Below are 12,998 nucleotides of genomic sequence, written 5' to 3'. Positions count from 1 at the left end.
GGCTAAGCTGGGCGTGACCAATCGACACGGGGGTCAGGTGGACAGGAGTCTTGACGACCGCCGTCGCGACGCTTTGGCCGCTGTGGCGCCGGGCACTCCGCTGCGCGACGGCCTGGAGCGCATCCTGCGCGGGCAGACCGGCGGCCTGATCGTGCTCGGCCACAACAGGACCGTCGAAGAGGTCTGCAGCGGCGGCTTCGAGCTCGACGTCGAGTTCTCGGCCACCCGCCTGCGCGAGCTGGCCAAGATGGACGGCGCGATCGTGGTGAGCAACGACCAGAAGATCGTGCGCGCGGCCGTGCACCTCGTCCCCGACCCCGCGATCCCCACCGACGAGTCGGGCACCCGCCACCGCACCGCCCAGCGCGTGGCCAGGCAGACGGGCCTGCCCATCATCGCGATCAGCAAGTCCATGCGGATCATCGCCCTCTACCTCGACGGCATCCGCTACGTGCTGGAGGAGTCGGCGGCCATCCTGTCCAAGGCCAACCAGGCCCTGGCCACCCTTGAGCGCTACAAGCACCGGCTCGACGAGGTCTCCGGCACCCTGTCGGCGCTCGAGATCGAAGACCTCGTCACCGTTCGCGACGTGTCGGCGGTGGCCCAGCGCCTGGAGATGGTCCGGCGCATCTCCGACGAGATCAAGGGCTACGTGGTCGAGCTCGGCACCGACGGCCGGCTGCTGTCGTTGCAGCTCGACGAGCTGGTGGCGGGCGTCGACTCCGAGCGCGAGCTGGTCGTGCGCGACTACCTGCCGGCCCCCGCGAGCCGCCGCCAGAAGCGCCTGGTCGAGGCCCTGCACGACCTCGACCACCTGTCGGGCTCCGAGCTGCTCGACCTGTCGGCCGTGGCGCACGTGCTGGGCCACGGCGGCGCCGAGCGGCTCGACAGCCCGGTGAGCCCGCGCGGCTTCCGGCTGCTGGCCAAGGTGCCCCGGCTGCCCGCCACGGTGGTCGACCGCCTGGTCAACCACTTCGGCGGCCTGCAGAAGCTGCTGGCGGCCAGCATCGACGACCTCCAGGAGGTGGGCGGCGTCGGCGAGTCGCGCGCCCGCAGCGTCCGCGAGGGCCTGTCCCGCCTGGCGGAGTCGTCGATCCTCGAACGTTACGTCTGAGGCCGGGCCGCTCACCGCAGGTGGAAGACGCCCTTGCCACTGCGCAGCGCGCCCATGCGGGCGGTGGCCACGTACGTGCCGGGCAGGGCGGAGGCCGAGGTCGAGCGGCAGTCGGCGCTCGACCGGCGCCGGTCCCACTCCAGGGTGCGCACGTACGGGATCCCGCGCTGCAGCTCCCTGACCTCGGTGCCCACCCCGCTGACGCAGTCGGCGGTGGACCAGATGCGGTCGGCGCCCGAGGTGATGCGGATCTCCATGGCCCGCGGCCCGACGTCGGCCGTGCACATCACCGGCCCGGTGTTGACCAGCGTGACGATGAAGCTCGGCCGCGCCGCGCCGGTGTAGATCGGCTCCTTGCCGCCCTGGAGGCTCAGCACCAGGCTGTCCTGCGGGCACGGCTCCCCCGGCCGCCTCGGCTTGGCGGCCGGGCTCTCCTTGGGCGCGGGGGTGGGCGACGGGCTGGCCGTCCCCATGGCGAGCGTGCGCAGGCCCGCGAGCAGCGGATCGGTGGCGGGCGTCGCGCTCGGTGAGCTCTGCGCGCTGGACGAGCGTTCCGGCCCGGAGCCCCCGCTGGAGCACGCCCACGCCACCACGGCCACCACGACGAGCACGGCCACCAGCACGCTCATGCGACGCCGCCAGTAGACGTCACCGCCGTCGCCACCCATCGAATCCGGATCCATAGGCACAGCATGGTAATTGATCGGCTACCAACAGTGACGACACGCCGAACGAGCCCGTCTACGAATACGCTTGACCGCGTGGTTGAGCCGAACCTCCTGCACGCCCCCGTTCTGGACTGGTACGAGGACAACGCCCGAGACCTCCCCTGGCGTGCCGACGACGCGACCCCGTGGGGAGTGCTGGTCAGCGAGATCATGCTGCAGCAGACCCCGGTCGTCCGCGTCCTGCCGGTGTGGCTGGAGTGGATGGCCCGCTGGCCCACTCCCAAGTCGCTGGCCGCCGAGCCGCCGGGCGAGGCCGTACGGCATTGGGGCCGGCTCGGTTATCCGCGCCGGGCGCTGCGCCTGCACGCCTGCGCCCGCGCCATCGCCGACGAGCACGGCGGCGAGGTGCCCGCCGACCACGCGACGCTGCTGGCCCTGCCGGGCATCGGCGAGTACACCGCCGCCGCGGTCGCCAGCTTCGCGTACGGCGGCCGGCACGCCGTCCTGGACACCAACGTGCGGCGGGTGTTCGCGCGGGCCGTACGGGCCGAGGAGTACCCGCCCACGGCCACCTCGGCCGCAGAGCGGCGGCTGGCCGAGGCGCTGCTGCCCGAGCTGGGCGCGGCGCGCTGGGGCGTGGCGGTGATGGAGCTGGGCGCGCTGGTCTGCACGGCCCGTTCGCCGCGCTGCGCCGACTGCCCGATCGCCGACCTGTGCGCGTGGCGGCTGGCCGGCAAACCACCCCACACCGGCCCTGCCCGCAAGGGCCAGACGTACGCCGGCACCGACCGCCAGTGCCGCGGCCGCCTGCTCGCGGTGCTTCGCGCGGCCCACGGCCCGGTGCCGAAGGCGGCCCTCGACGTGGTGTGGGACGACGCGATCCAGCGCGAACGCGCCCTCGACGGCCTCGTCGCCGACGGCCTGGCCGAGGTGCTCGACGACGGCACGTACCGGCTGCCCCACTCCTGAGCGGTCGTTAGGCCATCCACGGGGGCACGGTGCGGTCCGTGCCCTTCGGCGCGAGGTCGCAGGCGTCGGGCGCGGACTCGCCATCGGGGTTGTAGACCTCCACCCCCGGCGGCGCGACCACGATCGAGACGAACCCGTGCTCGGGGTCGGCGAACATCTGCCGGCTCACGTCGGCCGGCAGGACCATGGTGTCGCCCGCCCCGACCTCGAACCGCTCGCCGCCCAGCTCGACGACCGCGCCGCCGGCCAGCCAGGTCCACACCAGCTCGCGGTCGGCGGCGTGCACCGGGCCCTCCATGCCGGGGTTGGCGTCCACCCGCCACATGACCTGCCCGGCCCGGCCCTGGGTGGGCGAGGCGAGCGTGGTCATCAGGGCGTTGGGCGTACGGACCGCACGGGCGTCGGCGGACATGACGACAGGCATCACACAAGCTCCTTCTCTGTGGCGGGCACGGCTGCGCGCCGGCCGGCTCCGGTGGTGATCAGGCGATCCACGGCGGGGTGCCGAGGTCGCCGCCCTCGGCGCTGAGGGCCCTGGCGTCCGCGGCGGCGGTGACGACGGCCGCGTAACCGGCCTCCGCGTCGGCCAGCACCCTGCGCATCACGTGGGCGGGCATGACGACGGTGTCGCCCGGCCCGACCTCGAAGCGCTCGTCGCCCAGCTCGACGGTGGCCCCGCCGGCCAGCCAGCTCCACACCTGCTCGCTGTCGAAGTCGTGCCGGGGGCCCTGCGCGCCCGGCTTCGCGTCGACCCGCCAGAGCGAGCGGGAGGCCCCGCCCTGCGTCGGCGAGGCAAAGGTGGTCATGACCCCGGAGGGGGTCTCGGAACGCCGGGAATCCGCGTCACGAATGACAGACACGTTCGAACCCCTTAAGATAGGCAACTACGTTGTCTATATAGTTAACCAGGTTGTCTATCTTGTCAAGCGACACCCCAGGCTTCGAACTGCCTCTACGACTTCTGCTGGCCTTCCGCACGCTCATCGACGAGCTGCACGCCGAGCTGGCCCGCCAGGGCCATCCGGACCTCCGTCCGAACCACGGGTTCGTCATGCAGGCGATCGGCACCCGCGGCACGACCGCCGTCGACCTGGGCCGCACCCTCGGCGTGTCCAAGCAGGCCGCGGGCAAGACGATCGAGACCCTGGAACGCGCCGGCTACGTCGAGCGCACCAGGGACGACTTCGACACCCGGCGCAAGATCGTGCGCCTCACGCCCCGCGGCGTCGACGCGCTCGACCGCTCAGCCCGCATCTTCGACGACCTGCGCGCCCGATGGGCCGCGGAGCTGGGCGAGGACCGCCTGCGGGCCCTGGAGTCGGATCTGCGCAGGATGACACCGGCGAACATGTGGCGCCTGGACACACCAGGCTGGTTCGCCGGCCTCTGAACATCCCAGCCACCGACCGAGGCCGATCAGGTCCGCACGACCCCAGTCTGGGCGGCCAGCCGCACGCCCAGACCAGTCAGGTTTGGACAGGCCCAGGCTGGGCGGGTTCGCACGGCCCCAGGCTGGTCAGGCGGCCAGTTGCAGGCCGAGGCTGGTCAGGTTCGTACGGGCCCAGGCCAGCTCCTCGGCCAGCAGCGACACCAGCGCGCCCGGCCCCTTCGCGCGCCCCGGCACGAACAGGTTGTGCGTCTCGACCTCGATGTGCGCGCTCCCGCTGACCGCGCCCGACAGCATCGCGGTCAGCGTGTCGTGCAGCACCGCGCCGGTGCTCGGCGTCTCGCCCGTGTGGTTGTGCACGTGCCCCAGCTTGACGACGGGCGCACCGGCCTCCGCCAGCCCCTTCAGCGCCGCGCCGGGCTCCTCGGCCCCGCAGGCGAGGTGACAGGCGTCCAGGCACACGCCCAGGTGCTCGGAGTCGATGCCGCCCACCCGCTCCAGCGCCTGCTCGGTCGTCTCCAGGACGCACCCCGGCCACGGCTCGAAGCCGACCCTGATGGTCTTCCCGGTCACGCTGTAGATGCCGCGCAGTTCGCGGGCCAGCCGCTCCAGGCGGCGGGTGGCGATGGCGTGCAGGTCGGCGGGCCAGTCGCGACGCCAGCCGATCGGGATCGTCGAGATGCTGCCGAACCGTACGTCGTCGGGCAGCAGGAAGGCCAGGATCTTGGCCAGCGCCATGGTGTAGCGGTAGCGCTCGGGCTTGGCCCAGTCGGGGCCGGGCACTTCCTGGTTGCGCCCGCCGGTGCCGTTGAGGCTGACGACCTCCAGGCCGCGCTCCTCCAGGGAGCGGCGCAGCCGTACGAGCTCGATGCGGTCGGCCGTGAGGTGGTCGGCGACGCCGGGCGACAACCACAGCCCGATGCCCATCCGCTCCACGCCCAGCCTCTTGCGCACCGGCACCGCGTAGCGGGTCAGGTGCGCGATCAGGTTCTCCAGGTCCTCGGCAGGGTGGATGCCTGCGTTGTAGGCGAGGTGAACGAGCGTTCCGTCGTTGTGACGCAGGCGCATCGGTTCCTCCACGGCTTGCTTGAGTGTTCCCGTCGCCCGCCTCAGACGCGCGAACCCTGTGTGAGCATGCCTGCTTCCGGGTGGCGCACGCGTCCGCCCTGAGTTGATTCCTTACTACTCCCCAGGGAGCAGGTCCGACTCTAGGAACACGCTCTTGCGGATCACTTGGATGAGACTTGGCGATGCTCTACGCAGTGTAGTACTACTACCGGTGGCGGCGTACCCACCCATCCAACAATTAAGCAACAACCCACCCCAGCCCCCCGAACCCAACGCCGCCGCGGCCGCCCATGAAGGGCGAACAAGGGGCCCGGCCCTCTCATCGACGGCCAGAACGGCCCCCGCACCCGGGATACACGCGCGTCACGACCAGCCTCCCCGCACGGGCTCCACCCTCGCCCCTCTGAGGCCCTCAGCCACGCACACCTGGCCGCCCCACCCACGCGCCGCAAGAAAGCCGCACCCGCAACCCAACACTCAGCACCCACACAGAACCCCCAAACAGCCCCAGCGGACCACCTTGCAGCCCATAGCGACGCACGGCGCCAAGGCCCCCCGACCCCGCAGTAAGAAACCAACACCCAAAGCCGAAGACAGCGCCACAGAAGCCAGCCGCCAGCACATGCAGGCGTCGATCCCGTTCCCAAGAGGCCCTCAGCCGCGTACGGCGTCTCGTCCCGCCCGGCCCCGCCGCAAAGAACCCACACCTGAACCAACAACGGCGCCACAGAGAACCAGCACCTGAAGTAGGGCTCCGCAGAACGCTGGCCCCTGAAGACATGCGGCACTGCAGCCCCAGCACCCGGTCGACGGTCCAGGTCAGGGGCGGGGGCGGGGGCGGGGTCGAGGGTCGAGGGCCGGGGTGGGGGCGGGGGCGGATCGGAAGCCAGGGCCGAAGCCAAGGCCCAGCCCCCAAGACCGAGGCCAGGGCCGGGGTCAGGAGCCGGAGCCGCGGTCGTGAACCGGAGCGGCGCGGCCAGCGGCCGGAGCCAGGAGCCGAAGCCGGAGCCGAAGCCGCAGGTCGGGAGCCGGGCCGGGATCAGGAGCCGCAGCCGCGGTCGAGAGCCGAGGCGGAGCCGAAGCCAGGGCCGCAAGCCAGGGCCGCAAGCCAGGGCCGAAGCCGGGGGCCGAAGCCGGGGGCCGAAGCCGGAGCCGGAGCCGGAGCCGGAGCCGGAGCCGGAAAGGAGGCCAGGCCGGAGCGGAGGCCAGGCCGGAGTCGGGAGCAGGGTCGGGAGCCGAAGCCGGAGAGCGGGGTCGGGGGCCGGAATCGGGAGCGGGGTCGGGAGCCGGAGCCTGGGAGGCGGGGCCAGAAGCCCGAGCCGAGGCCCAGGCCGAAGTCAGGGCGGGCCGGGGTCAGGAGCCCCAGCCGCGGTCGGGAACCGAGCCGAGGGGCCAGCGGTCGGGGCCGGGAGCCGCGGTCGAGAGCCGGGAGCCGAAGCCAGGGCCAAAGCCGCAGGTCGGGAGCTGGGCCGGGGTCGAGAGCTGGGCCGGAGTCGGGGTGGGGAGGTGGGGAGCGGGGGCAGGGGGTGGGAAATGCGAAAACCCCCGCCGGGGCGGGGGTTTTCGGTGTGGGTGATCAGTGCTGGATCGGCGCGGCGATCGCCGCCGCCGAGTCCGGGACCGTCGAGGCGGACTCGCCCTTGAAGACGAACTTGGCGTTGTCGCCTTCGCCCTCGATCGTCACCTTCACGACCTGCCCCGGACGGAGCTCGCCGTAGAGGATCTTCTCGGACAGGGAGTCCTCCAGCTCGCGCTGGATCGTACGACGCAGCGGCCGGGCGCCCATGACCGGGTCGTAACCGCGGTCGGCGAGCAGCTGCTTGGCCTCCGGCGAGACCTCGAGACCCATGTCGCGGTCCTTCAGCCTGGCGTCGACCTGAGCGAGCATCAGATCGACGATCTTGATGATCTCGTTCGGCGTCAGCTGGTGGAAGACCACGATGTCGTCGACGCGGTTGAGGAACTCGGGACGGAAGTGCTGCTTGAGCTCCTCCTGGACCTTCGCCTTCATCCGCTCGTAGTTGGACTCGGTGTCGTTGGACTTCGCGAACCCGACCCCGATGCCCTTGGAGATGTCACGGGTGCCGAGGTTGGTGGTCATGATGATGACCGTGTTCTTGAAGTCGACCACGCGGCCCTGGGCGTCGGTCAGGCGACCGTCCTCCAGGATCTGCAGCAGCGAGTTGAAGATGTCGGGGTGGGCCTTCTCGATCTCGTCGAACAGGACCACGGAGAACGGCTTGCGCCGCACCTTCTCGGTGAGCTGGCCGCCCTCCTCGTAGCCGACGTAGCCGGGAGGCGAGCCGAACAGCCTGGAGACGGTGTGCTTCTCCATGAACTCCGACATGTCCAGGCTGATCAGAGCGTCTTCGTCGCCGAAGAGGAACTCCGCCAGAGCCTTGGACAGCTCGGTCTTACCGACACCGGACGGGCCCGCGAAGATGAACGAGCCACCGGGACGGCGCGGGTCCTTCAGACCGGCGCGGGTACGCCGGATGGACCGCGACAGGCCCTTGATGGCGTCGTCCTGGCCGATGATCCGCTTGTGGAGCTCGTCCTCCATGCGGAGCAGGCGCTGGGACTCCTCCTCGGTCAGCTTGAAGACCGGGATGCCGGTGGCGGTCGCCAGGACCTCGGCGATGAGCTCCTGAGTGACCTCGGCCACGACGTCCATGTCGCCGGCCTTCCACTCCTTCTCCCGCCGCTCGCGCTTGAGCTGGAGCTGTTTCTCCTGGTCGCGGAGCGCAGCGGCCTTCTCGAAGTCCTGCGCGTCGATCGCGGACTCCTTGTCGCGACGGACGTTGGCGATCTTCTCGTCGTACTCGCGCAGGTCCGGCGGAGCGGTCATCCGGCGGATGCGCATCCGGGAACCGGCCTCGTCGATGAGGTCGATCGCCTTGTCGGGCAGGTAGCGGTCGCTGATGTAGCGGTCGGCCAGCTGCGCGGCGGCCACCAGGGCGTCGTCGGTGATGGAGACGCGGTGGTGGGCCTCGTAGCGGTCGCGCAGACCCTTGAGGATCTCGATCGTGTGGCTGAGAGAGGGCTCGGCCACCTGGATCGGCTGGAAGCGGCGCTCCAGCGCGGCGTCCTTCTCGAGGTACTTGCGGTACTCGTCGAGGGTGGTGGCGCCGATCGTCTGCAGCTCGCCACGGGCCAGCATCGGCTTGAGGATGCTGGCGGCGTCGATCGCGCCCTCGGCGGCGCCCGCGCCGACGAGCGTGTGCAGCTCGTCGATGAACAGGATGATGTCGCCGCGCGTGCGGATCTCCTTGAGCACCTTCTTCAGGCGCTCTTCGAAGTCACCGCGGTAGCGGGAGCCGGCGACCAGGGCGCCGAGGTCAAGCGTGTAGAGCTGCTTGTCCTTCAGCGTCTCGGGCACCTCGCCCCTGACGATCTTCTGCGACAGGCCCTCGACGACGGCGGTCTTGCCGACGCCGGGCTCGCCGATCAGCACGGGGTTGTTCTTGGTCCTCCGGGAGAGGACCTGCATGACCCGCTCGATCTCCTTCTCACGGCCGATGACCGGGTCGAGCTTGCCCTCGCGGGCCGCCTGGGTCAGGTTGCGGCCGAACTGGTCGAGCACCAGGGACGTGGACGGCGCCGACTCCTGGGGACCACCCGCGGCGGCCGGCTCCTTGCCCTGGTAACCGTGGAGCAACTGGATGACCTGCTGCCGGACACGGTTGAGATCAGCTCCAAGCTTGACCAGCACCTGGGCGGCCACACCCTCACCCTCGCGGATGAGCCCGAGCAGGATGTGCTCGGTGCCGATGTAGTTGTGACCCAGCTGCAAAGCCTCACGGAGCGACAGCTCGAGGACCTTCTTGGCCCGCGGGGTGAACGGAATGTGCCCCGACGGAGCCGACTGGCCCTGGCCGATGATCTCCTCGACCTGCTGGCGCACACCCTCAAGGCTGATGCCGAGGCTCTCCAGAGCCTTGGCGGCTACGCCCTCACCTTCATGGATCAAACCAAGAAGAATGTGCTCAGTGCCGATGTAGTTGTGGTTGAGCATCCTGGCCTCTTCTTGGGCCAAGACGACAACACGCCTCGCTCGGTCGGTGAACCTCTCGAACATCTCGTCGCTCCTCACAGAGCGGTCAGTCAGGCCGGTAAATCCGGTCCCGTCATCCCGCATGCTAGCCCTGGCTCGGCGAACCGTGCCCACTGCCGCTGACACGCTCTATAGCAGAGACGTTCCCCGAGAGCAGGGCGTTCACCCTCTATCCAACTACTGTTCGGGGGTGACGTGTTCCCGATACGCCGCAAGCGAACGATGTTTAGGCGCTTCCCCGAAGCGCCTGGAATTCGACGCCCGCGGCCCAGGGCGGACCAACACGGATCGGCCGTCGGACGCCGGGGCGAAGCCGGCCTTGGGGTGCCCGCCGGCCACGCATCTCCCGATGCCCGCGCCCGTATCTGTTACGTAATCATCGTATGTGCTGCTCCAAACCGCGTCCAAGCGCGGGCGCTACGCCCTGAGCACAACTCGGCACGCAACGCACGGCGCGCCTATTCCCCATCGGGTCAGCCGGGTTACCGATCGCCGGTGCGCACGGGGGTCCTGCGACGGGACAATGCGCGGCACACGGGAGAGGCCACCGGTTTTCCACGGTGTCCCACCAGCCGCACGCCCGCGTTTTGCCGGCCGTCCCCGGCCTGGCCCACCGAGAAGCTCGAAGAGAGGCCCGAACAGAGGCCCCAAGAGAGCCTCGAACAAGCACCGACAAGCTCCGAGAACCCCGCACAAGACCGTAAGAAGGCGGAAGTACCCGGTACCGGAAGAGGGCTTACGACAGCGCTTCAGAAGGACCGGCCGCCCGTTTGCGTGGCGGAGCGTCACCGCTTTGCGCGTACGCCGCAGGAGCCGGGAACGGAAGATTGCGGCGGGTGACGGCATTGGCCCGTTCCGGCCGCGGCTGACGAACGCGGGTGACGAACCCGGGCGACCAAGACGGCGGCGAGCCCGGCGGCGCCCGGGAATTGACACGGACGCCGACCGCAAAGCCCGGCACGTTCCACTCCCGCGCGGCACCTTGTCCGGCGACACGACACGAGTGGTCAATACGCCCACATTTGGGCGAATTAGAAGATCAACAAGCGGTCAGGGGATTCACGAACTCCCCACAAAAACGATCATGCGCTTATGGCGCTCGCCGGGGTCCTAGGCGAACGGCATAAGCGCATGGTCAGGAGATGGCTCTCTCGACGAGGCTCAGTGAGCCGCTTCGTACTTCTCCACGACGGTGGAGGCGATCCTGCCGCGCTCGCTGACCGGCAGACCGTGGGCCTTGGCCCACTGCCGGATCTCCGAGCTCTTCTCGCGGCTCATCGCACGGTTGCCGCCGCGACCACGGCGACGGGCGGACACGGCTCCTGCCCTGCGGGCGTGCTGCACGAAAGGCGTGAGTGCGTCCCTCAGCTTCTTGGCGTTAACGTCGCTGAGGTCAATCTCATAGGAGGAGCCGTCAATAGCGAAGCTGACCGTCTCATTGGCCTCGCCCCCATCGAGGTCATCGATGAGAATCTCCTGGATCTGCTTGGCCATCTACGCAATCCTTTCCCGGAGCATTGTTTCATTCGCTCGCCCAAACATATACCCGGAAAGGCGCGGAGACAATTCAGCGCTACGGGGATTCGGCTGACTGGCAGATCAGTTCTGGTTCTCGGCCTGATCCTGGTGGTTTGCCCGTCGGCCGGCGGCCTCCGATCGCAGCAACTTCACCGCGCCAAAGATGAAGGCGCCGCCGACCACGACCGGGGGGATGAGCGCTGACAATACGTCTGTTACGGCTTCCATTCGTCCTCGCCTCCAGGGCTAGCAGGGTTTCGGGGGCGCTAAATACGCATCCCGGCGCGACCTGCGGGACCTGCGGGAGCACGCCGGACGCTCATGACGCCTAGGTGACAACTCACCCGGAACCGACCATAGCCACACACAGTCGCCCTCAGGGAGCAGGGGCACCGACATCCGGCAACCCGGACGTCCCATAGCCTAATGCCAGTCTCTCCAGGCTCCTTACCGGATCAAGGGAAAATTTTGCGAAAAGGCATCTTCCCAGGTGCGGATGCCTCAACGAAGATCTTTTACCACCCGCGTTCCGGCCAGCCTGTCATGCGGCCCGCGCTCCAACGGCTTGTCGATCAGGATGAGCAGCCCGACGCCGAACAGCAGCATTCCGGCCAGCAGATTGACCACCGGAATGCCCATCAGCATGACAGGCCCGGGATAGACCAGGGCCCGTTTCAGCAGGGCGCCACGCGGAAGGTCGTCCGGCGCCAGGCGAATCCTCATGATCGCCTGGCCGAAGGTCCGCCGGCGCAGGCAATGGGCCCGCCAGTCATAGGCGGTATAACCCAGACCGGCCAGGAACCAGGCCAAGAGGCCGGGCAGCCGCCCCTCGAACGCCTCCGCCATCCCGACAGTTCGGAAGACGCCCCACAGCGCGATGAACAGAATGTAATAGAAGACCCCGAAGACCAGCGCCTCAATGAAGCGGGCGGCGAGGCGTTCCCACCATTCCGCGGGCACGGCGCCCGGCCACGACGGTGTCCCGGCCATATCCCACCTCACGTGGTCGGCGGTCGTCCCCCCCATTTTGGTACGCCCCGCACACACAAAACAGAGGCCGGCGGGAAGCCGGCCCCTGTTTTACGCTGACGCGGGATTACTTGATCTTCACGACCACCGTGCCCGCGAACTTGTCCGCGAACGTCTGCTGCAGCGGCTTGTCCCACAGCTGCGAGGCGCCGTTGACCGCGACGCACGCCCAGGCGAGCAGCGGGCCGAGGAACGGGATGACGCTCAGGATGTAGCCGCCCCAGGTGACGCCGGCGCGCTTGATCGCCAGGTCGGACGCGAGCCCGCCAGGAGGCAGGGCCTGGCCCACCGGCACGACCTTGATCCCCATGACCATCTTGCCGACCGTCTGGCCGTTCATCTTCGTCAGGAAGAACTCGTAGCAGACCCAGACGGCGGTCGTCACGATCGCCGACAGGATGCCGATGACGAAGCCCGACAGGATGCCGGAGGTCGAGCCGGTCGCCGAGTCGTAACCGATCGCGAACAGGCCCAGGATGAGGCTGACCACGAAGTTCACGACGCCGAGGATGACGCCGTCGATGATCCTCGCGACCAGACGCTGCCACCACTCCGCCAGGGGGGCCGGAGCGCCAGGAGGCTGCACGCCGACGGGCTGACCGTAGGGCTGGCCGTAGCCGGGCTGGCCGTAGGGCTGCGACTGCTGCTGCTGGCCGTATGCCTGGCCGTACTGCTGCTGGTCGCCGTACTGCTGGCCGTAACCCTGCTGCTGGTCGCCGTACTGCTGCTGGGCGTAGCCGCCCTGCTGGCCGTATTGGGCTTCCTGGCCGTAGCCCTGCTGCTGGCCGTAGTCGGACTGCGGCTGCTGGCCGTAGCCCTGCTGGCCGTACTGGGCCTCCTGGCCGTAGCCCTGCTGGCCGGAGGCGGCCTGCTGACCGTAGCCGGGCTGGGCGTACTGCTGGCCGGAGGACTGCGGCTGCTGGCCGTAGCCCTGCTGCTGACCGTAGTCGGGCTGTGACTGCGGCTGCTGGCCGTACTGGGGCTGCTGGCCGTAGCCCTGCTGACCCGACGCGGCCTGCTGTCCGTACTGGGCGTCCTGGCCGTAGCCCTGCTGACCCGCGCCGGCCTGCTGGCCGTACTGGGCCTCCTGGCCGTAGCCCTGCTGACCGGAGGCGGCCTGCTGACCGTAGCCGGGCTGGGCGTACTGCTGGCCGGAGGGGGGCTGCTGGCCGTAACCCTGCTGACCGTACT

At 69.6% G+C, this 12,998-nt stretch carries 11 protein-coding genes; 3 read left to right on the top strand and 8 right to left on the bottom strand.

Annotation, left to right across the window (positions count from 1 at the left end):
* Positions 1-13: 13 nt before the first annotated feature.
* Positions 14-1,114, top strand: a complete 1,101-nt coding sequence (gene disA / locus ACIBQ8_RS27755) for a DNA integrity scanning diadenylate cyclase DisA (RefSeq protein ID WP_397178527.1) — start codon at positions 14-16, stop codon at positions 1,112-1,114.
* A gap of 11 nt (positions 1,115-1,125) precedes the next feature.
* On the opposite strand, the gene ACIBQ8_RS27750 is transcribed toward disA, so the two are convergent.
* The gene (locus tag ACIBQ8_RS27750) at positions 1,126-1,797 is read right to left on the bottom strand and encodes a hypothetical protein (RefSeq protein ID WP_397193341.1); all 672 of its coding nucleotides are present in this window, start codon (positions 1,795-1,797) and stop codon (positions 1,126-1,128) included.
* A 78-nt stretch (positions 1,798-1,875) separates the two neighbouring features.
* Here ACIBQ8_RS27750 and ACIBQ8_RS27745 point away from each other — a divergent pair, with 78 nt between their 5' ends.
* Entirely contained in the window at positions 1,876-2,751 is an 876-nt protein-coding gene (locus ACIBQ8_RS27745) for an A/G-specific adenine glycosylase (RefSeq protein WP_397178525.1), read from the top strand.
* Positions 2,752-2,758: 7 nt separating this feature from the next.
* Here the strand turns inward: ACIBQ8_RS27745 and ACIBQ8_RS27740 are convergent, their stop codons facing one another.
* Complete coding sequence (locus ACIBQ8_RS27740; protein WP_397193340.1) at positions 2,759-3,175, bottom strand: cupin domain-containing protein; 417 nt, start codon at positions 3,173-3,175, stop codon at positions 2,759-2,761.
* 58 nt (positions 3,176-3,233) lie between these two features.
* Entirely contained in the window at positions 3,234-3,557 is a 324-nt protein-coding gene (locus ACIBQ8_RS27735) for a cupin domain-containing protein (RefSeq protein WP_397193339.1), read from the bottom strand.
* Between the two features lie 113 nt (positions 3,558-3,670).
* Between ACIBQ8_RS27735 and ACIBQ8_RS27730 the strand changes: the two genes are divergently transcribed.
* The gene (locus ACIBQ8_RS27730) at positions 3,671-4,141 is read left to right on the top strand and encodes a MarR family winged helix-turn-helix transcriptional regulator (protein WP_352325873.1); all 471 of its coding nucleotides are present in this window, start codon (positions 3,671-3,673) and stop codon (positions 4,139-4,141) included.
* Between the two features lie 126 nt (positions 4,142-4,267).
* Here ACIBQ8_RS27730 and ACIBQ8_RS27725 read toward each other — a convergent pair whose 3' ends face one another.
* The 5 genes from ACIBQ8_RS27725 to ACIBQ8_RS27705 form a co-directional block, all read right to left on the bottom strand.
* Positions 4,268-5,206 (bottom strand): TIM barrel protein, encoded by a 939-nt coding sequence (locus tag ACIBQ8_RS27725; RefSeq protein WP_357702269.1) that lies wholly within the window; start codon positions 5,204-5,206, stop codon positions 4,268-4,270.
* A 1,576-nt stretch (positions 5,207-6,782) separates the two neighbouring features.
* Positions 6,783-9,284, bottom strand: a complete 2,502-nt coding sequence (locus ACIBQ8_RS27720) for an ATP-dependent Clp protease ATP-binding subunit (RefSeq protein WP_387671502.1) — start codon at positions 9,282-9,284, stop codon at positions 6,783-6,785.
* A 1,137-nt stretch (positions 9,285-10,421) separates the two neighbouring features.
* Positions 10,422-10,754 carry an Lsr2 family protein gene (locus tag ACIBQ8_RS27715; RefSeq protein ID WP_125641669.1) on the bottom strand — a complete coding sequence of 111 codons (333 nt, stop codon included), beginning with the start codon at positions 10,752-10,754 and terminating at the stop codon, positions 10,422-10,424.
* A gap of 525 nt (positions 10,755-11,279) precedes the next feature.
* Complete coding sequence (locus ACIBQ8_RS27710; RefSeq protein WP_397178522.1) at positions 11,280-11,768, bottom strand: RDD family protein; 489 nt, start codon at positions 11,766-11,768, stop codon at positions 11,280-11,282.
* Positions 11,769-11,874: 106 nt separating this feature from the next.
* The coding region (locus ACIBQ8_RS27705) for an RDD family protein (RefSeq protein ID WP_397193338.1) at positions 11,875-12,998 on the bottom strand (1,124 nt) is incomplete at its 5' end.

The sequence above is a fragment of the Nonomuraea sp. NPDC049646 genome, assembly GCF_044465525.1.
In the GTDB taxonomy this organism is placed as follows: Bacteria; Actinomycetota; Actinomycetes; order Streptosporangiales; family Streptosporangiaceae; genus Nonomuraea.
Note: the sequence above shows the minus strand (reverse complement) of the source record. Positions and strands in the feature narration are given on the sequence as shown.